The sequence below is a fragment of the Sulfitobacter sp. 1A15258 genome, from assembly GCF_043557045.1.
Lineage (GTDB): Bacteria > Pseudomonadota > Alphaproteobacteria > Rhodobacterales > Rhodobacteraceae > Sulfitobacter > Sulfitobacter faviae.
This window is the reverse complement of record NZ_JBIFFK010000005.1, coordinates 16,201-40,176: the sequence shown is the minus strand read 5'-3', so window position 1 is coordinate 40,176 and position 23,976 is coordinate 16,201. Positions and strand designations below refer to the sequence as shown.

The 23,976-nt window shown below is 64.0% G+C and carries 23 protein-coding genes; 10 read left to right on the top strand and 13 right to left on the bottom strand.

The window, feature by feature from the left end; all coding sequences use genetic code 11:
* Positions 1-46: 46 nt before the first annotated feature.
* Genes ACGYK9_RS11765 through ACGYK9_RS11740 form a run of 6 tightly spaced genes read right to left on the bottom strand, consistent with a single transcriptional unit; the run spans position 47 to position 5,900 of the window.
* On the bottom strand, positions 47-853 hold the full coding sequence (locus ACGYK9_RS11765) for a metallophosphoesterase family protein (RefSeq protein ID WP_394414711.1): 807 nt from the start codon (positions 851-853) through the stop codon (positions 47-49).
* Complete coding sequence (locus ACGYK9_RS11760; protein WP_394414708.1) at positions 850-1,638, bottom strand: ATP-binding cassette domain-containing protein; 789 nt, start codon at positions 1,636-1,638, stop codon at positions 850-852. The genes ACGYK9_RS11765 and ACGYK9_RS11760 overlap by 4 nt, the downstream gene beginning before the upstream one ends.
* Entirely contained in the window at positions 1,631-2,605 is a 975-nt protein-coding gene (locus ACGYK9_RS11755) for an ABC transporter ATP-binding protein (RefSeq protein ID WP_394414705.1), read from the bottom strand. Before ACGYK9_RS11755 ends, ACGYK9_RS11760 begins: the two co-directional genes overlap by 8 nt.
* Entirely contained in the window at positions 2,602-3,420 is an 819-nt protein-coding gene (locus tag ACGYK9_RS11750) for an ABC transporter permease (RefSeq protein WP_394414702.1), read from the bottom strand. Before ACGYK9_RS11750 ends, ACGYK9_RS11755 begins: the two co-directional genes overlap by 4 nt.
* A complete protein-coding gene (locus ACGYK9_RS11745) occupies positions 3,417-4,361 on the bottom strand; it encodes an ABC transporter permease (protein ID WP_394414699.1) in 945 nt (314 codons plus the stop codon). The genes ACGYK9_RS11750 and ACGYK9_RS11745 overlap by 4 nt, the downstream gene beginning before the upstream one ends.
* A gap of 51 nt (positions 4,362-4,412) precedes the next feature.
* Complete coding sequence (locus ACGYK9_RS11740) at positions 4,413-5,900, bottom strand: ABC transporter substrate-binding protein (RefSeq protein WP_394414696.1); 1,488 nt, start codon at positions 5,898-5,900, stop codon at positions 4,413-4,415.
* 235 nt (positions 5,901-6,135) lie between these two features.
* On the opposite strand from ACGYK9_RS11740, the gene ACGYK9_RS11735 reads away from it, so the two are divergent.
* Complete coding sequence (locus ACGYK9_RS11735; protein WP_394414693.1) at positions 6,136-7,266, top strand: NAD(P)/FAD-dependent oxidoreductase; 1,131 nt, start codon at positions 6,136-6,138, stop codon at positions 7,264-7,266.
* Here the strand turns inward: ACGYK9_RS11735 and rlmN are convergent.
* Together rlmN and ACGYK9_RS11725 are read right to left on the bottom strand one after the other, a co-directional pair.
* Entirely contained in the window at positions 7,263-8,444 is a 1,182-nt protein-coding gene (rlmN, locus tag ACGYK9_RS11730) for a 23S rRNA (adenine(2503)-C(2))-methyltransferase RlmN (RefSeq protein ID WP_067261578.1), read from the bottom strand. The genes ACGYK9_RS11735 and rlmN overlap by 4 nt on opposite strands.
* 89 nt (positions 8,445-8,533) lie before the next feature.
* Entirely contained in the window at positions 8,534-9,034 is a 501-nt protein-coding gene (locus ACGYK9_RS11725; RefSeq protein WP_271688566.1) for a MarR family winged helix-turn-helix transcriptional regulator, read from the bottom strand.
* 234 nt (positions 9,035-9,268) lie between these two features.
* Here ACGYK9_RS11725 and ectA point away from each other — a divergent pair, with 234 nt between their 5' ends.
* From ectA to ACGYK9_RS11705, 4 genes are read left to right on the top strand one after another with little or no spacing between them, the layout of a single operon-like run.
* Positions 9,269-9,802, top strand: coding sequence for a diaminobutyrate acetyltransferase (gene ectA, locus ACGYK9_RS11720; RefSeq protein WP_394414690.1), 534 nt, complete (start codon positions 9,269-9,271; stop codon positions 9,800-9,802).
* A 52-nt stretch (positions 9,803-9,854) separates the two neighbouring features.
* On the top strand, positions 9,855-11,147 hold the full coding sequence (gene ectB, locus ACGYK9_RS11715; RefSeq protein WP_394414687.1) for a diaminobutyrate--2-oxoglutarate transaminase: 1,293 nt from the start codon (positions 9,855-9,857) through the stop codon (positions 11,145-11,147).
* A 5-nt stretch (positions 11,148-11,152) separates the two neighbouring features.
* On the top strand, positions 11,153-11,545 hold the full coding sequence (locus ACGYK9_RS11710) for an ectoine synthase (protein WP_394414684.1): 393 nt from the start codon (positions 11,153-11,155) through the stop codon (positions 11,543-11,545).
* Positions 11,546-11,550: 5 nt separating this feature from the next.
* A complete protein-coding gene (locus ACGYK9_RS11705) occupies positions 11,551-12,987 on the top strand; it encodes an aspartate kinase (RefSeq protein ID WP_394414680.1) in 1,437 nt (478 codons plus the stop codon).
* Between the two features lie 303 nt (positions 12,988-13,290).
* Here ACGYK9_RS11705 and ACGYK9_RS11700 read toward each other — a convergent pair whose 3' ends face one another.
* Positions 13,291-13,815, bottom strand: a complete 525-nt coding sequence (locus tag ACGYK9_RS11700; RefSeq protein WP_082851954.1) for an invasion associated locus B family protein — start codon at positions 13,813-13,815, stop codon at positions 13,291-13,293.
* 185 nt (positions 13,816-14,000) lie between these two features.
* On the opposite strand from ACGYK9_RS11700, the gene ACGYK9_RS11695 reads away from it, so the two are divergent.
* Complete coding sequence (locus ACGYK9_RS11695) at positions 14,001-14,981, top strand: asparaginase (protein WP_394414676.1); 981 nt, start codon at positions 14,001-14,003, stop codon at positions 14,979-14,981.
* Between the two features lie 54 nt (positions 14,982-15,035).
* On the opposite strand, the gene serB is transcribed toward ACGYK9_RS11695, so the two are convergent.
* The gene (gene serB, locus ACGYK9_RS11690; RefSeq protein ID WP_394414673.1) at positions 15,036-15,911 is read right to left on the bottom strand and encodes a phosphoserine phosphatase SerB; all 876 of its coding nucleotides are present in this window, start codon (positions 15,909-15,911) and stop codon (positions 15,036-15,038) included.
* A gap of 154 nt (positions 15,912-16,065) precedes the next feature.
* Here serB and ACGYK9_RS11685 point away from each other — a divergent pair, with 154 nt between their 5' ends.
* The 3 genes from ACGYK9_RS11685 (at position 16,066) to ACGYK9_RS11675 (ending at position 19,784) form a co-directional block, all read left to right on the top strand.
* Positions 16,066-17,229, top strand: coding sequence for a phosphoserine transaminase (locus tag ACGYK9_RS11685; protein WP_394414670.1), 1,164 nt, complete (start codon positions 16,066-16,068; stop codon positions 17,227-17,229).
* 95 nt (positions 17,230-17,324) lie between these two features.
* Positions 17,325-18,920 carry a phosphoglycerate dehydrogenase gene (gene serA / locus ACGYK9_RS11680; protein WP_394414667.1) on the top strand — a complete coding sequence of 532 codons (1,596 nt, stop codon included), beginning with the start codon at positions 17,325-17,327 and terminating at the stop codon, positions 18,918-18,920.
* A gap of 135 nt (positions 18,921-19,055) precedes the next feature.
* Positions 19,056-19,784, top strand: a complete 729-nt coding sequence (locus ACGYK9_RS11675; RefSeq protein WP_394414663.1) for a metallophosphoesterase family protein — start codon at positions 19,056-19,058, stop codon at positions 19,782-19,784.
* Positions 19,785-19,789: 5 nt separating this feature from the next.
* Here ACGYK9_RS11675 and tdh read toward each other — a convergent pair whose 3' ends face one another.
* The 3 genes from tdh to ACGYK9_RS11660 form a co-directional block, all read right to left on the bottom strand.
* Positions 19,790-20,830 carry an L-threonine 3-dehydrogenase gene (gene tdh / locus ACGYK9_RS11670; RefSeq protein ID WP_394414661.1) on the bottom strand — a complete coding sequence of 347 codons (1,041 nt, stop codon included), beginning with the start codon at positions 20,828-20,830 and terminating at the stop codon, positions 19,790-19,792.
* The gene (locus ACGYK9_RS11665) at positions 20,830-22,014 is read right to left on the bottom strand and encodes a glycine C-acetyltransferase (RefSeq protein WP_394414658.1); all 1,185 of its coding nucleotides are present in this window, start codon (positions 22,012-22,014) and stop codon (positions 20,830-20,832) included. The genes tdh and ACGYK9_RS11665 overlap by 1 nt, the downstream gene beginning before the upstream one ends.
* 94 nt (positions 22,015-22,108) lie before the next feature.
* Positions 22,109-22,675 carry a helix-turn-helix domain-containing protein gene (locus tag ACGYK9_RS11660; protein WP_394414655.1) on the bottom strand — a complete coding sequence of 189 codons (567 nt, stop codon included), beginning with the start codon at positions 22,673-22,675 and terminating at the stop codon, positions 22,109-22,111.
* Positions 22,676-22,790: 115 nt separating this feature from the next.
* Here ACGYK9_RS11660 and ACGYK9_RS11655 point away from each other — a divergent pair, with 115 nt between their 5' ends.
* Positions 22,791-23,972, top strand: a complete 1,182-nt coding sequence (locus tag ACGYK9_RS11655) for an acetyl-CoA C-acyltransferase family protein (RefSeq protein WP_394414652.1) — start codon at positions 22,791-22,793, stop codon at positions 23,970-23,972.
* Positions 23,973-23,976: the final 4 nt, after the last annotated feature.

Genomic DNA, 23,976 nt, shown 5'->3' with positions numbered 1-23,976 from the left:
CGCGGCGCAGGCGTAGCGGCTACGGCCAGCGAGGGTGGATGTCATTCTACTCAAAGGATTTTAGCTGCGCGCGGTCGATCCGCGCCAGTTCAGACGCCGTCGGGTCAAGCGGGGCAAAGGAAACGCTCAGCCCGCTGGGATGCCATTCGCAAAGCCCGAATCCAGTGCCCTCCACGATACGCAGATCGCGGGTTTCGGTCAGGTCGATGGTGGAATGCAGCCCGTTGGAGATCACCACCGGAATGCCGTGCCAATGGCTCACCCGGTTCACATGCACATGGCCCGAGAGGATGCCCGCCACGCGCTGCCCTTTCAACATCTCGGCCAAACGCGCACTGCTCGCTGCGTCCAGACTGCCCCATGCGAGGGCCGCGGGATCAATGCGCGGCGGGTGGTGGATCACCAAGAGTTTCGCCAGATCGCCATGACGCTCAAGCGCGGCGTCCAGAAACTCGAACTGCGCGTCGTCCAGCGCCCCGGCCACCTTGCCCGGCACGCTGCTGTCCAACGTGATGACATGTAGATCGCCCTGCAGCGCGTCATGGAAATAGGGCGCATCGGCCAGCCCCGGCGCAAAGACCGCGTTGAACCCATCGCGTTTGTCATGGTTGCCGAGGGCCATGACCAGCGGCGCTTTCAGCGGCTCCATGATCTCGCGCACAAGGGCATAGCTTTGCTGGTCGCCATGGTTGGTCAGATCGCCACTGGCCACCACGAAATCGGGCTGGGGCTCCATCGCGTTGATCACCTCCACCACGCGGCGCAGGGTGGCGGGCGTGTCGCTGTGCAGATGCGGGTCGTTCAGATCGGGATGCGAGATATGCAGGTCGGTCAGGTGGACGAAACGGGTCATGGGCGTACTCCTGCGGCTGTCAGCAGGGTTTTCGTATAAGGGTGCTCGGGGCTGCGCAACACATCTGCCGCCGCACCGCTTTCCAAGGTCTTGCCATGCTGCAGCACCAGCACCCGGTCGCAGATCGATCCGACCACCGCAAGGTCATGGCTGATAAAGACCATGCCGAGGCCCAGATCATCCTGCAGGTCCATCAGAAGGTTGAGAATTTGCGCCTGTACCGAGACATCGAGGGCCGAGACCGCCTCATCCGCGACCAGAAGCGCGGGGCGGGTGACGATGGCCCGCGCGATGGCGATGCGCTGGCGCTGCCCGCCCGAGAACTCATGCGGATATTTGCCCGCGTCCGCGGCATGCAGCCCGACCTGCTCCAAGGCTTCGGCGATGCGATGGGGGATATCCTCGGTCTCACCATTGGCGCGCAACGGCTCGGCGATGGACCAGCCGATACGGCGGCGCGGGTTGAGCGAGCCGAAAGGGTCTTGGAACACCATCTGAAAATCGCGCCGCAGGCTGCGCAATTCTTGCCCCCCGAGCCCATGCAGATCGCGCCCCCGAAACAGCACCGCGCCCGCGTCCGGACGCTCAAACGCCATGATCAGCCGCGCCAATGTCGATTTGCCCGAACCGCTTTCCCCGACCACGCCCAAGGTCTCGCTTGCGTGCAACGAGAAGGAGGCGTTTTCCAAAGCCGTCAGCACCGGCGGGGCACGCAGCAGACTTTGGCGCGGCAGTTTGTAGCGGCGGGTCAGGTTGCGGACCTCTAAAAGCGGCGCGTCAGTCATGGCGCCCCTCCGTCAGCAGGTGACAGGTGGCGGCACGGCCCGCGTCGGTCTGCACAAAGTCTGGGCGCTGCGCGGCGCAGTGAGGCAGTTCCACCGGGCAGCGCCCCGCAAAGCGGCAGCCCTGCGGCAGCCCATGCAGCGGCGGGACCGCGCCCGGAATAGTCGGCAGCCTGCGCCGTTTTCCTTGGGCATCCCGCCCCGCCACGCCCGGATCGGGCCGCGCGCCCAAGAGCCCCTTGGTATAGGGATGCGCAGGCCTCCCCAGCACCTCTGCCGTGCGGCCCTGCTCGACCATATCGCCCGCATACATCACCACGATGTCCTCGGTCGCCCGCGCCACAGCGGCGAGGTCATGGCTGATGAAAACCAGCGCCATCTGCCGCTCCCGCGCGAGCCGTTGCAGCAGGTCGGTGATCCGCAGCGCCACATTGGCGTCGAGCGCGGTTGTCGGCTCATCCGCGATCAGCAGCATCGGGTTGCAGGCCAGCGCCAGCGCGATCAGCACCCGCTGGCGTTGGCCGCCCGACATCTCATGCGGGAACTGCCGCAGACGACGGTCGGGATCGGGAATGCCCACCTCTTCGAACAGGCTCAGGGCGCGGGCACGGGCGGCGCTGCGTGTCAGCCCGTCATGCAGCAACATCGGCTCCATCACCGTGTCGCCCACCCGACGCAGCGGATTGAGCGCCGCCATCGGTTCCTGAAACACCATCGCCACGCGGCGGCTGCGCAGCCTCTGCCAATCGCGCTCAGACGCGGTGGCCATGTCCTGCCCGTCGATGCGTAGCTGTCCGGTCAACCGCGCGCTTTCGGGGGCCATGCCCATCAGACAGAGCGCCAGTAGCGTCTTGCCCGAACCGCTTTCGCCCACGACCCCCAAACGGTCGCCGCGCTCGATCACCAGATTGGCGTCGCGCAGGGCGGCGGCAGTGCCGAAATGAATCGAAAGATTGCTAAGCTCAATCATCGCGCGCGCACCAGTCGGGGATCTGTGATGTCGCGCAGCCCGTCGCCCAGAAGGCCGAAGCCCAGCACGGCCACCACGATGCACAGACCCGGATAGATCGCAAGTTGCGGGGCGAGATACATCAGCGTCTGCGCCTCCGACAGCATCCGCCCCCAGCTCGAGGCGGGCGGCTGCGCGCCGAGGCCGAGATAGCTCAGCGCTGCTTCGGCGAGGATCGCCACCGCGAATTCTATGGTCGCCTGCACGATCACCGCCGCGGCGATGTTGGGCAGGATATGATCGCGGCTGATCGCGAAGCGCCCGCGCCCGGCGGCCCGCGCGGCGGCGACATAGTCGCGCGTCCAGATCTGTTTCGCCGAGGCGCGGGTGACGCGGGCGAAGATGGGGATGTTGATAAAGGAGATCGCCAGCACCGCGTTGGTCAGCGACGGCCCGAAGACCGCCGCCAGCATGATCGCGAACAACAGCGCGGGAAAGGCAAAGCCCAAATCGGCCAACCGCATCACCGCATCCTCGACCCAGCCACCGAGCGCCGAGGCCAGCAGCCCCAGCCCCACCCCGATGCTGCCACCCAAGAGCACCGCCACCAGCGCCACGGCCATCGAGTTGCGCGCCGCCGCCATCAATTGCGCCACCACGTCGCGGCCCAATTGATCGGTGCCCAGCCAATGCTCCGTAGAGGGAGGCGCGAACTTGGTGGAGATCGACATCGCCTGCGGGTCATGCGGGGTCCAGACGAGCGACAGCGCCGCCATCCCGACCACGAGGCTGACCAGTACCGCCCCCAGCAGGAAATTCGCCGGAAGCCGCTTCATGCCCGCGCCTTCAGCCGGGGGTCGATGACGACGTAGAGCAGATCGACCACGAAATTCGCCGTCACCACGATGGCGGCGAAAAGCATCACCAGAGCCTGCACCGTGGGCAGATCGCGGTTGGCGATGGACTGGAAGATCAGCCGCCCGAGCCCCGGCAGGTAAAAGACATTCTCGATCACGATGGTCCCGGTCACCAATGCGGCGAACTGCATGCCGACGATGGTCACGATCGGCACCAGCGCATTGGGCAGCACATGGGCCCAAAGCACCCGTCGCCGCGAGAGGCCGCTGGCGCGGGCGGTGCGCACGAAGTCCTGCCGCATGACCTCCAGCGCCGAGGACCGCGTGACCCGCGCCAGCACCGCCGATTGCACCAGCGCCAGCGCCACCGTGGGCAGGATGAGCGAGCGCAGCGCCGCGCCCGGATCGTCCCACCCGGCAAAGCCCCCCGGCGGCAACCAGCGCAGCTTCACGGCAAAAAGCATCACGAGCAGGATCGACAGCCAGAAGGCCGGCACGGCAATGCCGAGTTGGCTGAGGAACATCACCCCCCAGTCGCCCGCGCGCCCATGCTGCGCCGCCGCCGTGATGCCAAGGCCCAGCGCCAGCACCAGCGTCACCAGCATCCCCGCCACCGCGAGAGAGATCGTCATCGGCAGGCGTTCGGCGATGAGTTCCGAGACCGGCACGCGGAAGGAATGGCTAAGGCCAAAGTCCCCCTGCACCGCGTTCCAGACCCACGAAATATAGCGGGTCATCAGCGGCTCGTTCAGCCCCAGCTGTTCGCGCAGCGCCGCGATGGCATCCTCGCTGGCGTCCATGCCAAGAATGGTCAGCGCCGGATCGCCCGGCAGCACGTTCATCACGGCAAAGACGACGAGCGAGACGGCGAGCAGGGTCAGCACGAAACCGAGCGTGCGGCGGAAGAGGAAATAGGCCACGAAGTCAGGTCCAAGAGCCGCGGCGCCCGGGGGCACCACGGCCGTTTCAGGTCAGTCGGCGATGCGCACGTTCTTCAGCGGCATGTAGAGCACGGGCGAGGAGGACCAGTAGCCTTCGACCTCTTGGCGGAAGACGCCCAAGAGAGGCAGCTGGAACAGGAAGCCATGCACCGACTGGTCGGACAGCATCTGCTGGCCCTGCTTGAGCAGTTCGTTGCGGGCCTCGGGGTCGACCTCAGTTTGGATCTTCTCCCACAGGGCGGTCATCTCGGCATTGTCGTAGCCGTAGAAGTAGTCCGAGCCGCGGGCGAAATTGCCCATGTCGTTGGGGCTGGTGTGGGCGATGATGGTCATGTCGTAGTTCTTCTTCTTGTAGACCTCATCGATCCAGAAGCCCCATTCGACATTCTCGACCTCGGCGTCGATCCCGGCCTCCGACAGCTGGTTCTGGATGATTTCGGCCGAGCGAGTGGCGTAAGGGAACGGCGGCACGCGCAGGGTCATGGTGGCCCCCGCAACCCCCGCCGCCTCGAACATCTCCTCGGCCTTGGCGCTGTCATGCGGATAGGCGTCCGTCAGGTCGACATAGGCGGTGCCATGCGGCGGATAGAAGCTGCCGATCGGCACGGCCTGGCCGTACATCGCGCCCTCGATGATCTCGTCACGGTCGATGGCGGTGGCCACGGCGCGGCGCACCTCGACATTGTCGAAAGGCGGCTTGGCGTTGTTCATGGCAAGGATCACCTCGCCCTCGGTCGAGCCGACATTGACGCGGAAACGCGGGTCGGCCTCGAACTGCGGCAGCAGTTCCGGCGCGGGGAAGCCGGGGAAAGCGTCGAGCTCTTCGGCCATCATCGCCGCGGTGGCGGCTGCGGGGTCGGAGATGAAGCGGAACACCACCTTGTCGAGCGCCACCTCGGCCGCATCGCGGTGATCGGGGTTCTTGACCAACGTCAGGCGGTCGCCCCTTGTCCAACTGTCGAACTTGAAGGGACCGGAGCCCACCGGGTTGGCGTTGTTCGTATCCGCCGTCTCGGCGGCGACAATCGCGCTGTCGCCCTGCCCCATGTTGAAGAGGAAAAAGGCATCCTTGCCCGAAAGCGTGATCTCGACCGTCTGGGGATCGACCGCCGTGACACTTTCGATTGGCTCGAAAATGTCCTTGGAGGGGTTCACGCTGTCTTCGCCCATGGCGCGGTTAAAGGAATAGACGACATCCTCGGCATCCAACGTGCTGCCGTCGTGGAAGGTCACACCTTCGGCCAGTTTGAACGTATAGGTCAGCCCGTCGTCGGACACCTCCCAAGAGGTGGCAAGGTTCGGCTGTACTTCGCCATTCTCGGCCACGGTGGTCAGCGATTCGAAGACGTTCTGAGTCATCATGCTGTCGATGGAGGCGGTGGCATCCGCCGTGGGATCAAGCGACGTGGGCTCCTGCTGCATGCCGATGACAAGCTCGGCAGCGGCGGAGGCCGAGGCCATCAGGCCAAAGGCCAGCGTCAGCGCGGGAAGGGTTCTGGAAAGGGTCAGTTCGGACATGGGGCAGCACTCCTGTGGGTCGGGGCGCGTTCGGCATCACCGCATGCGCCCTTTGCGACAGACTGCGCCGGGCGGGGCGTTCGGTCAACGGCTTTGCCGCGCCGGGCGAAAATTTCATGCAATTGCAACAATATGGCGGATTTATACGATTGCCCGCAGGGGCAGAGGCGGACCGCGCTTCGGCCCTTTTGCCCCGCCGCGGGCGGTGCTAGCCTCCGCGCAGAGAGGGCAGAGTATGAACAATTCAACGACAGGTTTCGATTGCATCGTGATCGGTGCGGGCATAGCGGGCGCTTCTGTCGCCGCTGAACTGTCCAGCGACCGCCGGGTGCTGCTGCTGGAGCGCGAAAGCCAGCCGGGCTATCACACCACGGGCCGCTCTGCCGCGCTGTTTACGGTGACCTATGGGCCTGAGGTGATCCGCGCCCTCTCCCGTGCCTCTGCCGCTTTCTTTCACGACCCTGCCAGCCCGCATTTGGCGCATCCGCTGCTGGAACCCCGCGGCGCGGTCTTCGTCGCGCGGCAGGACCAGCAAGCATCGCTTGCCCGCACTGCCGAGGAGTTGGGCCCCCATGTCACCCCGCTGAGCGGGGCCGAGGTCGAGACGCGCGTGCCGCTGCTGCGCAAAGGCTATGCCACCGGCGGGCTGCAGGACACTTCGGCGGCGGATATCGACGTGAACGGGCTGCATCAACATTACCTCAAGACCTTCCGCGCCGGGGGCGGCGTTTTGCACACCAAGGCCGAGGTGCAGGCGCTTCGCAAAGAGGGTGACTGGCAGGTCGACACGAGCCAAGGCACCTTCCACGCGCCGGTCGTCGTCAATGCCGCCGGGGCTTGGGCGGATGAGATCGCCACGCTGGCCGGGTTAAAGCCTGCGGGCCTCACCCCGAAACGCCGAACGGCGCTCACCGTGGCCTCGCCCGAGGGGATGGTGCCGGACCGTTGGCCGATGGTGGTGGATATTGACGAGCAGTTCTACCTCAAGGCCGATGCGGGCAAGCTGCTGATTTCGCCCGCCGATGCCACGCCCTCGCCCCCCTGCGACGCCCAACCCGAAGAACTGGATATCGCGATCTGCATCGACCGGATCGAAACCGCCTTCGACCTCGAGCGCCCGCGCATCGAAAGCCGCTGGGCCGGGCTGCGCAGCTTTTTGCCCGATGGCGATCCGGTGGCGGGCTATGATCCTGAAGGTGAAGGGTTCTTCTGGCTCGCCGGTCAGGGTGGCTATGGCATCCAGACCGCCCCGGCGCTAGCGCGCGCGGCGGCGGCATTGGTGCGGGGCGCGGAAACCCCCGGCGACATCGCCGCCGAGGGTGTTACTGAAGAAGCGCTTTCGCGGGACCGCGCGGGGCTGGCTTAACCGCCCAGACCCGCGTCCGCCTCGATCTGCTTGCGCGACTTGCGGGCGCGTTCGGTCGCCGACTTGAGCTGACCGCAGGCCGCCATGATGTCTTCGCCCCGCGGGGTGCGGATCGGCGAGGCATAGCCGGCCTGATAGATGATATTGGCAAAAGCCCGGATGCGGTTGTTCGACGACCGCTCATAGGGCGAGCCGGGCCATTCGTTGAAGGGGATCAGGTTGATCTTGGCCGGGATGCCCTCGATCAGCTTGACCAGACGATGCGCGTCTTCGTCGCTGTCGTTCACGTCCTTCAGCATCACGTATTCAAAAGTGATCCGCTCGGAATTGCTGACCTTGGGGTAGGCTTTGAGCGCCTCCAGCAGCGCCTCGATGTTCCAACGCTTGTTGATCGGCACCAGCTTGTTGCGCACCTCGTCGGTGGTGGCGTGGAAGGACACGGCCAACTGGCAGCCGATCTCAGCGGCGGTGCGGTGAATCTCGGGGACGACGCCGGAAGTCGACAGCGTGATGCGGCGGCGCGAGAGCTGGATGCCCTCAGGGTCCATCGCGATCTTCATCGCGTCACGCACGTTCTCGAAATTATACAGCGGCTCGCCCATGCCCATAAGCACGATATTGCTCAAGAGCCGGGTTTCATCCTTCGGCGCGCCGATTTCAGGCCATTCGCCCAGATCGTCACGCGCCACCATAACCTGACCGATGATCTCCCCCGCTGTGAGGTTGCGGACCAGCTTCTGCGTGCCGGTGTGGCAGAAGGAACAGGTCAGCGTGCAGCCCACTTGGCTGGAGACACAAAGCGTGCCGCGCCCCTCTTCGGGGATATAAACCACCTCGACCTCATGACCGCCCGCGATCCGGACGAGGTATTTGCGGGTGCCATCCTCGCTGACCGCACGGGTCACCACCTCAGGCACTTCGATCACGAATTTCTCAGCCAATTGAGCGCGGTAGCCCTTGGCGAGGTTAGTCATCGCGTCGAAATCCCGCACGCCCCACTGGTAGATCCATTGCCAAATCTGCCCCACACGCATCTTCGCTTGTTTCTCGGGCGTGCCATGGGCGATCAGCGCGTCGCGCATGGCGTCGCGGGTCAGGCCGACAAGGTTGATCGGCCCGTCGGGCAGCTTACGGGGAAGGGTCATCACGTCTTGGGTGATGGGCGCGGAAGCGGACATTTCAAAGACTCACTGGCTAGGGATGGGTCTCTATATAAGAAAAGGCGCGATTTGCAAAAGGGTTTGGCCGCCGAGGTCTGGGACCGCGCTCAATAGGTCTTCTTGCTTGTGCGCAATTCCCCGGTCGCGAGAACCGGCGCGGCATCCAGACTGTCCACGTTCAGCATCGCCGCAACACGCTCCAACGACGACACCAGCTGCGCCTGCTCCCAATCGGCCAGATCCGCAAAGGCGCGGACGTAGCGCTGTTGCAGCGCATCGGGGGCTTCTTCCAACACATCCTCGCCTTGGGTGGTCAAGGTGATGTTGGTCTGACGACGGTCCTGCGCTGAGGGCTGGCGCGAGACCAAGCTGCGCGCCACCAGCTTGTCGACCAAGGCGGTCACGGTGGCTTGGCTCACCCCCATCTGATTGGCGAGGGTCTTGGCGGTCGGGTCTTTCTTCTCTCCCACGATCTGCAAGACGCGCAGTTGCGCAGGAGTCACCCCCGCGGCCTGCGCCAGATCGCGGGCATAGAGTTCGGTGGCCCGCAAAATGCGGCGCAAGGCGATCAGACTTTCGTCGACCCGGTCGGGATGTTTCTGCGTCATGGTGCATCATTGCACATTGGCGGCATTCTCAGCAATCGCTCAAAACCCGCCTGATCGCTTAGTATAGCTAAGCGAAGCCGCCTAATTTCGTTCGGAGAACGAAACAAATATGCACAGCTCTATGGCGCTTAAAGCACGCTATAAGCGCATTTTGAAGTAATTCGCTTTGATTGTTGAAGTATTTCCGCGCATGACTTATTTAGCCTATCGAAACAATCAGGGAGCCACGAACGGATGCAGAATAAACTCGACATGAAAAAAGCCCGCACACCCAAGCTGCGCAAGCCCAATGCCGAGGACGGAGCCGCCATCTGGCGGTTGATTCGCGACTGTAAGCCGCTCGACGAAAATTCGCTCTATGCGAACCTGATCCAGGCCGACCACTTCCGCGACACCTGCGTGGTGGCCGAGTTGGACGGTGATATCGTGGGCTGGATCTCCGGCCATATGATCCCTGCCCAAGATGCTTTCTTTGTCTGGCAGGTCGCCGTCAGCCCCAAGGCCCGCGGCCTTGGTCTGGGGAAAACCATGCTGATGGAACTGGTGAACCGGGATGAGACCGAGGACGCCAAGACCCTCAAAACCACGATCACCCGCGACAACGACGCCTCTTGGGGGCTGTTCCGCAGCTTTGCGAACCACATCGGCGGCGATCTTTCCGATGCGCCCCACTTTACCAAAGACGCCCACTTCGAGGGCGCGCATGACACCGAACATATGGTGACGATCACGCTGCCCGAGGCCGCCGCGCTGAGACGCGCCGCGTAAACCGCAGCTGACAATTCACACGATAGACTCTCTAGAAGAGAAAGGAATTCCTATGCCTAAGGACATGGCACAGAACACGACCATCTTTACCCGCCGCGAGAGCGAAGCCCGCTCCTACTGCCGCGGTATGAACGCCGTTTTCACCCGCGCCAGCGGCTCGGAAATGTTCGATGGCGAGGGCAACCGCTACATCGACTTTCTCGCCGGCTGCTCCTCGCTGAACTACGGGCACAATGACCCGGACATGAAGCAGGCGCTGGTGGAGCATATCACCGCTGATGGCATCGCCCACGGCCTCGACTTTCATAGCGAGACTAAGGCGGCCTTCCTCGAAGCCTATGAGGAGAAAATCCTCAGGCCGCGCGGCATGGACTATAAGGTCATGATGACCGGCCCGACCGGCACCAATGCCGTCGAAGCCGCGATCAAGCTGGCGCGCAAGGTAACAGGCCGCACCAACGTGATCTCCTTCACCAACGGTTTTCACGGCATGACCATGGGCGCGCTGGCGCTGACTGGCAACAAAGGCAAGCGCGGCGGCGCGGGCGGCGGCTCGCTGGCCGATGTCACCCACATGCCCTTCGAAGGCGCATTGGGCGAGAACGTGGACACGCTTGAGATGATCGACGCGATGCTATCGAACCCGTCGTCGGGCATCGACGCGCCCGCGGCCTTCATCTTTGAGCCGATCCAAGGCGAAGGCGGGTTGAACGCGGCCTCCGACGCATGGATGCAAGGCATCGAGAAGATCGCCCGCAAACATGGTGCGCTGCTGATCGTTGACGACATTCAGGCGGGCTGTGGCCGTTCGGGGAGCTTCTTCTCCTTTGAGGCATCCGGTATCAAGCCTGACATGATCACCCAAGCGAAATCGCTTTCCGGCTTTGGCTTGCCCTTCGCGGCCCTGCTGATCGCGCCGGAGCATGACATCTGGAAGCCCGCCGAGCACAACGGCACCTTCCGCGGCAACACCCATGCCTTCGTCACCGCCCGCGTCGCGATTGAGAAGTTCTGGACCGATGACACCTTCGAAAAGGCGCTGGCCGAGAAAGCCGTGCTGCTGACCACCGCGCTTAAGGATGTGGCCGATCTGGTCGACGGTGCCACGCTGAAAGGCCGCGGCCTGATGCAGGGCGTCGATGTTGGCTCGGGCGAGCTGGCCGGTGCGATCTGCGCGCGTGCCTATGAATTGGGCCTCGTGATCGAAACATCGGGCGCGAACGACGAGATCGTAAAATATCTTGCCCCGCTCACCACGCCGGAGAAGGTTATGCGCGAAGGCTTTGATATCCTTCTTCAAGCGACCCGCGATGTGACGGGCAACATGAAACTGGCAGCGGAGTAATACCGATGATTGTACGCGATTTTAACAAACTTCAGGGCACAGACCGTCACGTGGCGGATGCGAAATGGACCTCCACACGGATGCTTCTGGCCGATGACGGGATGGGGTTTTCCTTCCATATCACCGTGCTTGAGGCCGGGTCGGAACACACGTTCCACTACAAGCATCACTTCGAGAGCGTCTATTGCATGAAGGGCAAAGGCTCGATCACCGATCTCGCCACCGGCGAGACGCATGAGATCACCCCCGGCGTGATGTACGCCCTGAACCTGCACGACAAACACATCCTGCGCGCAGAGGAAGAACTGCACATGGCGTGCTGCTTCAACCCGCCGGTCACCGGCAACGAAGTGCACCGCGAAGATGGTTCCTATGCGCCTGCCGAGGAGGTCGCTTAAGTTTTATGACTCAACCGTCCCACACTGTCGAAAAAATCGGCGGGACGTCCATGTCCCGCGTAAACCAACTCAAAGATACGCTCTTTGTCGGTGACCGTAAGGGCGCGGACATCTATGGGCGCGTCTTCGTGGTCTCCGCCTTTGGCGGGATCACGAACCTGTTGCTGGAGCATAAGAAATCGGGCGAGCCGGGCGTTTACGCCCATTTGGCCAATGCCAGCAACGATCACGGCTGGCACGAGGCGCTGACCCGCGTCTCGGCCGAGATGCAGCGCGTGCACCGCGAGGTGCTGGAGCATCCCGGCGACATCGAACAGGCCGACGCCTTTGTGTCCGAGCGCACCCATGGTGCCCGCAACTGCCTGATCGACCTGCAACGCCTTTGCGCCTATGGCCACTTCCGCCTGTCGGAGCACATGCTGCAAATTCGCGAGTTGCTGTCCGGTCTGGGCGAGGCGCATTCCGCCTTCGTCACCACGATCCTGCTGCAACGCGCTGGCGTGAACGCCCGTTTCGTCGACCTCTCGGGGTGGCGTGACGAGGGCAACGTGACCCTCGATGAGCGCATCGCGCAGGCGATGGAGGGCATCGACCCTCATACGGAAATGCCCATCGTCACAGGCTATGCGCAATGCGCCGAAGGTCTGATGCGCGAGTTCGACCGCGGCTATTCCGAGGTGACCTTCTCCAAGCTTGCCGCCCTCACCGGCTCGCGCGAGGCGATCATTCACAAGGAGTTCCACCTGTCGTCCTGTGACCCGAAACTGGTGGGCGAGCATGCCGTCAAGAAAATTGGCCGCACGAACTACGACGTGGCGGACCAACTCTCGAACATGGGGATGGAGGCGATCCACCCCAAGGCGGCCAAGACCCTGCGTCAGGCCGACGTGCCGCTGCGCGTGACCAACGCCTTCGAGCCCGAAGACCCCGGCACGCTGATCGACGACCGTCAGGCCGAAGCGCCCGCGGTGGAGATCGTGACCGGTCTGGACATCGTTACGCTTGAACTGTTCGAGCAGGACATGGTCGGCGTCAAAGGCTATGACACCGCGATCCTCGACGTGCTGACGCGGCACAACGTGCGGATCGTCTCGAAGGTCTCGAACGCCAATACGATCACCCATTATCTGGACGCTTCGCTGAAGACGATGCGCCGGGTGGAGAAGGATCTGGCCGAGATTTACCCCACCGCCGAGATCACCACCCGCACGCTGTCCATGGCCTCGGTCATCGGGCGCGATCTGAACGGCTTGTCGGTGTTGCAACGGGGCCTCGTGGCCATCGCAGAGGCTGGCGAGACGGCCATCGGCGCGAGCCAAGGGCCGCGCAATGTGGATGTGCAGTTCATCGTCGAGCGGGAGAGCCTGCAACCGGTGATCAAGGCGCTGCATGGTGCGTTTATCGAGGAAGAGGTGGCGGCGCCATTGTCGCGCGCGGCCTGACGCCGGAATATACGACGTATTCTTAGCCGCGGCTCTCGAAAGGAGGCCGCGGCTTTTTCGTGCAAGGGCCATCGGCTGCCCGCGTGTCGGCGAACCAACATATCTTCGATACCACTTTATGCCTCAACCATGGTGTAAGCCCTGCGAAGTCACACACAGCCTCACCAAATCGCCGACCCGGGGGGGGCGGGCAGGCGATGGCCCGGCGCCTGCGGCTTGTCCCGGGCCCGGGTGGCACGTTCGCCCCAAACAAAAACGGCCCCGCAATCGCGAGGCCGTCCCAAACTCTCAAATCGCAGAGGCTCACCCCCCGCAGCGCTTCTCCGCATCTTCCACCGCAGCGGTGAAGCCCAGAAGCGAGAATGTGTCCTTGGTCTGCGTCCCGCGCGAAGACTTGCCGACCAGCGTCGCATCCGCACCGCGCTTCATCGCGGCGATGATCTTGGCGTCATCCGCCGTTGTCGCGGGCCATGCCCATTCGCCTTCGGTGAACAGCTCATAGGTATTGCCCGAAATGCTCATCGTCACGGTCGAGCCCGAGGCGAAAGGATAGCCGCCGGTGAAAGCAACCTGACCCTTGGCCTCTGCCGAAGGACGATAGAATACCATCAGCAATGTCTGGCCCCGGTTCACCGCCACCACACGCCCATCGCGCGTGTTGACCACTTCCTTCGGCGTCGAGACGCCCCAGCATTCCGTCGGGTTATCTTCTACAAAGACGCTCCAGTCGGTCTTGGCAGCCACCCGGTTGGTGCTCTGCTCCTGCGCCACTGCGCCGCTCGCCACAAGGGCGAGCGCCCCAAGTGCAAGACCACATGTCTTCATCATTCCCATCTGTCCAGCCTCCAGCCGTCCTTGACCTCAACACGTCCACAGACCCCAACCGGGCAACCTCAGCGGGTTGCTCTCTTGCGGGTGTCTGTTATCTGTTCGACACCAACCACAATAACGGCAAACGCGCGACCGACGAAACCCTGATTGGCAGGTTTTCGCCCAGAAACAGGATGAACCTCATGACCAAAGCAGCCCCATTTGCGGAAATCTGGCGCGGATCCTTTCTGGAAAGCGTGCATTCCGGTCACGCCGTGATCTGCGACGCCAGCGGCCAGATCGTCGAGGCTTGGGGCGACCCGGAAAAGGTCATTCTGCCGCGCTCTTCTTCCAAGATGATCCAAGCGCTGCCGCTGATCAATTCCGGCGCGGCCGACAAGGCGGGGCTGAGCACCGAGCAACTGGCGCTGGCCTGCGCCTCGCACCAAGGGGCCGCCATCCACACCGACCGGGTGGGCGTCTGGCTCAACACGCTGGGTCTGGACGACGACGCCTTTCGCTGCGGCCCGCAGGAGCCCGCCGACCGCGACGCCATGGAGGGGCTGATCCGCGCCCATGAGAAACCCTGCCAGATCCACAACAACTGCTCGGGCAAACACGCAGGCTTCCTGACGCTGAACCAACATCTGGGCGGCGGGGCGAATTACGAAAAGCCGGAGCACGCGGTGCAAAAAGCCTGCCTTGAGGCTTTCGAGACGGTCACGCAAGAAACCTCCCCCGGCTATGGGATCGACGGCTGCTCGGCCCCGAACTACGCTTGCACCCTGCATGGCATGGCCCGCGCCATGGCGCATTTCGCCGCCGCCCCCGAAGGCTCTGCCGAAGCGCGGCTGCACGAGGCCATGCGCCTGCACCCCGAACTCGTCGCGGGCGAAGGTCGCGCCTGCACGGAACTGATGCGGGCGATGGATGGCAAAGTCGCCTTGAAAACCGGGGCCGAAGGCTTCTTCATCGCCATCTGGCCCGAGCGCAAACTGGGCATCGCATTGAAAGCCGCCTGCGGCACCACCCGCGCCGCCGAATGCGCGATCACCGCGTTGATGGTCAAACTGGGGGCGCTGGACGCCAACCACCCCGCCGCGCTCAAGCGGATGAACGCGCCGATCAAGAACTGGCGCGGGCTTGAAACCGGGATGCTGAAACCAGCGGCGGGGCTGCTTTAAGCCACTCGCGCTGCCGCCTTGCTCTAAGGAAGCGGCAGCGCTCCGCGGGCAGGCTCAGCCTGCAAATTCGCTACGCGCATAGCCCTGCACGAACAGCAGCGCGGTCAGATCGCCAAAGTTGATGCGGATGTCACATTCCGCCGCGACAGAAGGCTTTGCATGTAGCGCCACGCCCATGCCCGCGCGCCCCAACATGCCCAGATCATTGGCCCCGTCACCCACGGCGATGACCTGATCTTCGGTGATGCCCAGCTTTGCCGTGATCTCTTCCAGCGCGGTGACCTTGGCCTCACGCCCGAGGATCGGAAGCCCCACATCGCCCGTCAGCGCGGCCTGTTCAACCAGCAGCGTATTGGCGCGATTCTCATCAAAGCCCAGCATCTCGGCCACTTTGGCTGTGAAGGCGGTGAACCCGCCCGAGACCAGAGCGGCATAGCCGCCGTTGGCCTTCATTGTGCCCACCAGCGCCCCGCCGCCGGGCATCAGGGTGATCCGCTCAGCCAAGACCTTGTCGATCACGCTGGCTTCCAACCCTTTCAGCAGGCCGACCCGTTCGCGCAGGGCGCCGTCGAAATCCAACTCACCGTTCATGGCGCGGGCGGTGATCTCTTTCACGCGCTCCCCGACGCCTGCTTCATCGGCCAATTCGTCGATACATTCTTGCTGGATCATCGTGCTGTCCATATCGGCCAGCAGCATCTTCTTGCGGCGGCCCTCTGTCGGCACGATCACCAGATCGACCCCCATGGACTGGCAGCTTTCCCAGACATCCCAACGGTTTTCCGGCATCTGCGCCAGCGAGAACTCCGCCGCCTCATCCGGGGCCAGCCAAAGCGCGTCACCCCCGCCCCAAGCATTGCGCAGGCTTTCCACCAGCGCGGGGTCGAGGCTGGGGTTGGTGGGGGAGGTCAACAAGATTGCCGTGAACATAAGTTTCCGATCCGCATCATTCGCGCCGCGCAAAGCGACATGACCGGCGTCCTAGCGTCATTTTGCGACTTGCGCCAGCCCGGCCTCCCCGCGTATCCCGGCAAGTGGGACACCCTTCCCCAACGAAGGGCGAATATCTGAGAGGGTAGCATCAATGGCTATGAACCAACCGGCATTGCGCCCGGAAGCGAAACCTGTTGCCGTACCGGCAAACCCGCGTTTCTCCTCCGGCCCCTGCGCCAAAATCCCCACATTCGATTTGACCAAGCTCGCGGATGCACCGCTGGGCCGCAGCCACCGTGCCGCGCCCGGCAAGGCCAAGCTCGCAGAGGCGATCGAGACCACCCGCGAAGTGCTCGGCGTGCCCGCCGACTACCGCATCGGCATCGTGCCTGCCTCCGACACCGGCGCCTTCGAGATGGCCATGTGGTCGCTCCTGGGCGAACGGCCCGCCGAGATGGTCGCTTGGGAAAGCTTCGGCGCGGGCTGGGTCACCGACGTGGTCAAGCAGCTGAAGATCGAGGCGCAGGTCCACACCGCCGAGTATGGCGAGATCGTCGACATGGCCGCGCTGAACTATGACAACGACGTCTGCTTTACTTGGAACGGCACGACCTCTGGCGTGCGCGTACCCACGGGCGACGTGATCCCGGCGGACCGCGCCGGCCTGACGCTCTGCGATGCGACCTCCGCCGCCTTCGCGCAGGACCTGCCGTGGGACAAGCTCGATGTGACAACCTTCTCTTGGCAGAAGGTGCTGGGCGGCGAAGCGGCGCATGGCATGCTGATCCTCAGCCCGCGTGCTGTCGAGCGGCTGGAGAATTACACCCCCGCGTGGCCGCTGCCCAAGATCTTCCGCCTGACCAAGGGCGGTAAGCTGAACGAGGGCATCTTCCGCGGCGAGACGATCAACACGCCGTCGATGCTCTGTGTCGAGGATTACCTGCTGGCGCTGGACTGGGCCAAATCCGTGGGCGGGCTGCAGGGCCTGATCGCCCGCGCCGACGCCAACACCAAGGCCGTGGCCGATTTCGTCGAAGCCCATGACTGGATCGACTTCCTCGCCACCGATCCCGCGACACGCTCCAACACGTCGGTCTGCCTCAAGTTCACCGATGACCGGATCGAGGACGGCGCTTCCTTTGCCAAAGCCGTGGCCAAGCGGTTGGCGGATGAGGGCGCAGCGCTCGACATTGGCGCTTACCGCGATGCCCCTCCGGGCCTGCGCATCTGGTGCGGCGGCACGGTCGAGACGGCGGACATCGAAGCGATGCTGCCTTGGCTCGAATGGGCTTTTGAAGCCGAAATCAACGCGTGATGCGATGGTGCGCGAGGATCGCGCACCCTACTCCCCCCTCTCGTCGGCTGCGCGTCTCTGCGCACCGCTGACCCCGTTTATGAAGGACCAGACAAATGGCCCCCAAAGTACTCATTTCCGACAAACTCTCCGAAGCTGCCGTTCAGATCTTCCGCGACCGCGGCATCGACGTGGATTTTCAGCCCGATCTGGGCAAGGACAAAGACAAACTGGCCGAGATCATCGGCAACTATGACGGCCTCGCCATCCGCTCGGCCACCAAGGTGACGGAAAAGATCCTCGCCAACGCGCCGAACCTTAAGGTGATCGGCCGCGCGGGCATCGGGACCGACAACATCGACAAGGACGCCGCCTCGAAACAGGGTGTGATCGTGATGAACACGCCCTTCGGCAACATGATCACCACCGCCGAACATGCCATCGCGATGATGTTCGCCGTGGCACGCCAGATCCCCGAAGCTTCGGCCTCCACCCACGCTGGCAAGTGGGAAAAGTCCAAGTTCATGGGTGTAGAGCTGACCGGCAAGACCCTCGGCGTGATCGGCGCGGGCAACATCGGCGGCATCGTCTGCGACCGCGCGCGCGGGCTAAAGATGAAAGTCGTGGCTTATGACCCCTTCTTGGGCGAGGAGAAGGCCGAGAAGATGGGTGTCGAGAAGGTCGAGCTCGACGATCTGCTGGCGCGCGCCGATTTCATCACCCTACACGTGCCCTATACCGAGCAGACGGCAAATATCCTGAGCCGTGAGAACCTTGAGAAGACCAAGAAAGGCGTGCGCATCATCAACTGCGCCCGCGGCGGTCTGGTCGACGAGGAAGCGCTGGCCGATCTGCTGAAGTCCGGCCATGTCGCCGGCGCTGGCTTCGACGTCTTCGCCGAGGAACCGGCCAAGGAGAACCCGCTCTTCAACCTGCCCAACGTGGTCTGCACCCCGCACCTCGGCGCCGCGACCACCGAAGCACAGGAGAACGTCGCCCTGCAGGTGGCCGAGCAGATGTCCGACTACCTGCTGACCGGCGCCGTGACCAATGCGCTCAACATGCCCTCGGTCACCGCCGAGGAGGCCAAGGTCATGGGGCCGTGGGTCAAGCTGGCCGGTCACTTGGGTGCCTTCATCGGCCAGATGACGGATGAGCCGATCAAGGCGATCAACATCCTCTACGACGGCTCGGTCGCGAAAATGAACCTCAAGGCGCTGAACTGCGGCGTCGTGGCGGGCATCATGAAGCGCGCCAACCCGGACGTGAACATGGTCTCGGCCCCCGTGGTCGCGCGTGAGAAAGGCATCCAGATCTCCACCACCAACCAGGACAAATCCGGCGTTTTCGACGGCTACGTCAAGGTGACCGTGGTGACCGAGAAGCGCGAGCGCTCCATCGCGGGCACCGTCTTCTCGGACGGCAAGCCGCGCTTCATCCAGATCAAGGGCATCACCATCGACGCCGAGATCGGGGAGCACATGCTCTACACCACCAACGAAGACGTGCCGGGCATCATCGGCACGCTGGGCCAGACCATGGGCGAGAACGGCGTGAACATTGCCAACTTCACCCTTGGCCGCCACACCGCCAAGGGCGAGGCGATTGCCCTGCTCTATGTCGATGATCAAGTGCCCGAGACAGTGATCGGCAAGCTGCGCGACACCGGCATGTTCCGGCAGATCAAGCCGCTGCAATTCGACGTGGCCTAAGGCCCGCACGACCTGCACAATCTGGAAGCGCCTCCTCGTGGGGCGCTTTTGCTTTTGGGGCATTGTCGGGCCTAAGCCTTCCCTTCCCCGCCGCTTTGCGGCATCACGAGGGGGTGCAGAAGGACAGGAACGATCATGCCCAGCCCCATCTATGCCATCGGAGACATCCACGGTTATGCCGCCGAGCTTGAGCGCGTCCTGACTTTGATCGAAGAAGACGGCGGGCCGGAGGCGCAGATCGTCTTTCTGGGCGATTACACCGACCGCGGCCCCGACAGCAAAGCGGTGATCGAACGGCTGGCCGAAGGGAAAGCCGAGGGCCGCAATTGGACCTTTCTGATGGGCAATCACGACCGCATGTTCAGCTGGTTCATGGAGGATTTCCCCCGCCACGATCCGCTGCTGCTGGTTGAGCTTAACTGGCTGAACCCGCGTTTGGGCGGCGACACGACGCTGAACTCCTACGGCGTGTCGGTCAGCGGGCGCGACCGGATGTCAGAGGTGCATGAGAAAGCCCGCGCAGCGGTGCCGCAGAGCCATGTGGATTTCCTCAAGACCTTCGCCCTGTCACATCAAACGCCCGACCTCTTCTTTGCTCATGCGGGCATCCGCCCCGAGGTGCCGCTGGATGATCAGCGCGAGAATGATCTGCTGTGGATCCGCAAGGAGTTTCACCAGTACACCGCGCCGCATCCCAAGCTGGTCGTGCACGGCCACACGCCGGTCGACAGCGCCATGCACTATGGCAACCGGGTGAACCTCGACACCGGGGCGGGCTATGGCAAACCGCTCTGCGCAGCGGTGTTCGAAGGGGAGGACGTTTGGGTCCTCACGCAACAGGGGCGCAATCGCCTGCGCCCCTGAGCGGTTCAGGTCCAGTCCAGCACCACCTTGCCCGACCGCCCCGATTTCATCGCGGCGAAGCCCTGTTCGAAATCATCGACCCCAAAGCGGTGGGTGATGATGGCGGAGACATCCAGCCCGTTTTCCAGCATGGCGATCATCTTGTACCACGTCTCGAAAATCTCGCGGCCATAGACGCCTTTGATGGTGATCGCCTTAAAGACGATGCGGCTCCAGTCCACCGGCGACTTGCCCGGCGGAATGCCCAGCATGGCGATGCGCCCGCCCATGGTCATCGCCTCGACCATCTGATCCAGCGCCTGCTGGTTGCCCGACATCTCAAGCCCGACGTCAAAACCCTGTTTCATCTTCAGCCGCGGGATCACATCGGCCAACTCCTCCTTGGCCACGTTCACCGGCACCACGTCGGCGACCTTTTCCGCCAGCGCCAGACGGTCGGGGTTCACATCCGTGATCACCACATGCCGCGCGCCGACGTGCCGCGCCACCGCGGCGGCCATGATGCCGATCGGCCCCGCGCCGGTGATCAACACATCCTCGCCCACCAGATCGAAGCTGAGCGCGGTATGCACCGCGTTGCCCAGAGGATCGAGAATCGCGCCGATGTCGTCGGAAATCTCGTCTGGCAGCGGCACCACGTTGAAGGCGGGCAGCTTGAGGTATTGCGCAAAGGCCCCCTGCTCGTTCACTCCGATGCCCCGCGTCGCCGGGTCTAGGTGGAACTTGCCCGCCCGGCTTTGCCGCGACTGCTTGCCGATCAGATGTCCCTCGCCCGAGCAGCGCTGGCCGACCTCCAGCCCCTCGACATTGCGGCCAAGCTCAACAATCTCGCCTGCGAATTCATGGCCGGTGATCAGCCCCACCGGCACGGTCCCGGCGGCCCAATCGTCCCAGTTCCAGATATGGATATCGGTGCCGCAGATGCCGGTCTTGTTGATCTTGATCAGCACGTCCTCGGGGCCGATCTCGGGCACCGGGGCATGGGTCATCCACAACCCCTCGCGGGGGTGCAGCTTGGCCAGCGCCTTCATCTCGTTCGTCGCCATCAGATCACCCCGCAGGCCTTGCCGGCCATCTCGAAAGCTTTCAGCGCGCGGTCAAGCTGCTCGCGCGTCAGCGCCGCGTTCATCTGGGTGCGGATGCGCGCCTGACCGCGCGGCACCACCGGGAAGAAGAAGCCGGAAACATAGACGCCTTCCTCGAAAAGCTTCGCCGCCATGTCCTGCGCCAGCTGCGCCTCGCCCAGCATGACCGGCACGATGGGATGCTCGCCGGGCAGCAGATCGAAGCCCAGCTTCTCCAGCCCCGCGCGCCAGTATTCGGTATTCTCGAAAAGACGCGCGCGCAGGTCGTCGCCCTCTTCCACCAATTCCAGCGCCCGGATACCGGCGCGCACGATGGAGGATGGCAGCGAGTTTGAGAACAGATAGGGCCGCGCGCGCTGGCGCAGCAGGTCGATCACCGGCTGCGGCCCCGCGATATAGCCGCCGATGGCCCCGCCGAGCGCCTTGCCCAGCGTGCCGGTCACGATGTCCACCTTGACCCCGTGATGCGCCGGGGTGCCCGCGCCCTTTGGCCCCATGAAGCCGGTGGAATGGCAGTCGTCGACCATTACCAGCGCCTCGTATTTCACGGCCAGCGCCACGATCTCGGGCAGTTTCGCCAGATAGCCGTCCATCGAGAAAACCCCGTCGGTGGCGATCATAATGAAGCGCGCGCCGTCCGCGCGGGCCTGTTTCAGCTTGGCCTCGAGATCTTCCATATCGCTGTTGGCATAGCGGTAGCGCTTGGCCTTGCAGAGCCGGATCCCGTCGATGATCGACGCATGGTTCAGCGCGTCCGAGATGACCGCGTCCTCCGGTCCCAGAAGCGGCTCGAACAGCCCGCCGTTGGCGTCGAAACAGGCGGCGAGGAGGATCGAATCGTCGTGGCCAAGAAAGCTGGCCAGCTTCTGCTCCAACTCGCGGTGAATGTCCTGCGTGCCGCAGATGAAACGGACCGAGGCCATGCCAAAGCCCTTCTCGTCCATCGCTTCCTTGGCGGCGGCAATAAGCTCGGGGTGATCGGCGAGGCCGAGGTAGTTGTTGGCGCAAAGGTTGATGACTTCGCGGTCGCCCACCGCTATTTCGCCGCCCTGCGGGGTGGTGATGAGCCGCTCGCGCTTCATCATGCCCTCGGCGTCGATCTCGGCCAGGGTGTCGGTGACATGGGACAGAAATGCTTGGGTCATGAGGCTCTCCTTTTCAGGAGACTTCTACCATAGCGGAGGATATTCCGGAATAGAGGATTTCCGGAATGGCGGATTTTTTCCGATATCCCGGAAACTACGCGTCATGAACCACCAGAAAGGCGCGCACCGGCCCCTCTGTCGCGCGGATCGCATGGGGCACGTCGGCGGCATAGCGCGCGGTGTCGCCGGCCTGCAGCCGCTCGGTCCCGCTGCCGCTGGTGACCTCCACCGCGCCCTCGAAGACGCTAAGGTGCTCGCGCGCGCCGCGGGTGTGGGGCGCACTGTCGAGCACGCCGCCCTCGGCGATGAGCAATTCATAGACCTCGTGATGCCCGGCTTCCTCAGGCGGGGACAGGATGCGAATGCGGCAACCGTCGCCCAGATTGCTGATCGTCGGCACGGCGGCACTCCGCAGCACCTCGATCTGCGGCTCGCCGGGGGCGGCATCGAGAAGACCGGCAAAATCCACCTGAAGCGCGCGGGTGAGATTCCACAGCGTCGCGATGGTGGGGCTCGATTCGCCGCGCTCGATCTGGCTGACCATGGAGCGCGACACGCCCGAGAGCTTCGCCACGGCGTCGAGCGATAACCCCTGCCCCTGCCGCGCCTCTTTCAGGCGGGCGGGCAGCTGTGTCAGGATCTTGTCGGTGTTGTCCGTCATGGCGGATATGTCGCGCGGCGCCCCCTCCCTGTCAAGCTGTCGCATGACGGGACGTTTCTCCTGACTTTGCCGCGCCCGCCCCCCATAGTGCCGCCAACGATTAGAGGAGAGTTTCATGTCAGACGATATCGTCATCCTGAGCGGCGCACGCACCGCCATCGGCACTTTCGGCGGCAGCCTTGCCGCCACACCGCCCACCAAGCTGGGCAGCACCGTCGCGGCGGCGGCGATGGCGCGCGCGGGCGTCGATCCGGCGCAGATCGGCCATGTCGTCTTCGGCACCGTCATCAACACTGAGCCGCGCGACATGTACCTCAGCCGCGTCGCCGCGCGCGACGCGGGCGTGCCCGACGAGGTGCCAGCGATGAACGTGAACCGGCTCTGCGGCTCGGGCGTGCAGGCGCTGGTCTCGGCCACTCAGAGCCTGATGCTGGGCGATGCAGACTTCGCGCTGGCCGGGGGTGCCGAAAGCATGTCGCGCGCGCCCTATGTGCTGCCCGACGCCCGCTGGGGCCAGAAGATGGGCGATGCACGCAGCCTCGATATGCTGCTGGGCACGCTGAACTGCCCCTTCGGCACCGGGCATATGGGCGTGACGGCAGAGAACGTGGCGGATGAACACACGATCACCCGCGAAGAGATGGACGCCTTCGCCCTGCAAAGCCAAGAACGCGCAGCGGCGGCCATCGCGGAAGGGCATTTCAAAGACCAGATCGTGCCGGTCGATGTGAAGGTAAAGCGCGACATGGTGCCCTTCGACACCGACGAACACCCCAAGGCGACCACGGCAGAGGCGCTGGCCGGGCTGCGCCCCGTCTTCCAGAAAGACGGCCGCGTTACGGCGGGCAACGCCAGCGGCATCAACGACGGGGCCGCGGCGCTGGTGCTGGCCCGCGCGGAGGCCGCGAAATCTGCCGGGCTGACGCCCCGCGCCCGCATCCTCGGCTACGCCCACGCCGGCGTGCGCCCCGAGGTCATGGGCATCGGCCCGGTCCCTGCCGTGCGCCGTTTGCTGGAGCGGACGGGCCTGAAGGCCGATGATTTCGACGTGATCGAAAGCAACGAGGCTTTCGCGAGCCAAGCGCTGGCTGTGAGCAAGGTACTGGGCTTTGACCCGGCAAAGGTGAACCCCAACGGCGGGGCGATTGCTCTTGGCCACCCGGTCGGCGCGACGGGCGCGATCATCACCGTGAAGGCGCTGTATGAATTGGAGCGGATTGGCGGCAAACGCGCGTTGATCACCATGTGCATCGGCGGCGGACAAGGCATCGCCATGGCCATCGAACGTATCGCCTGAAGGC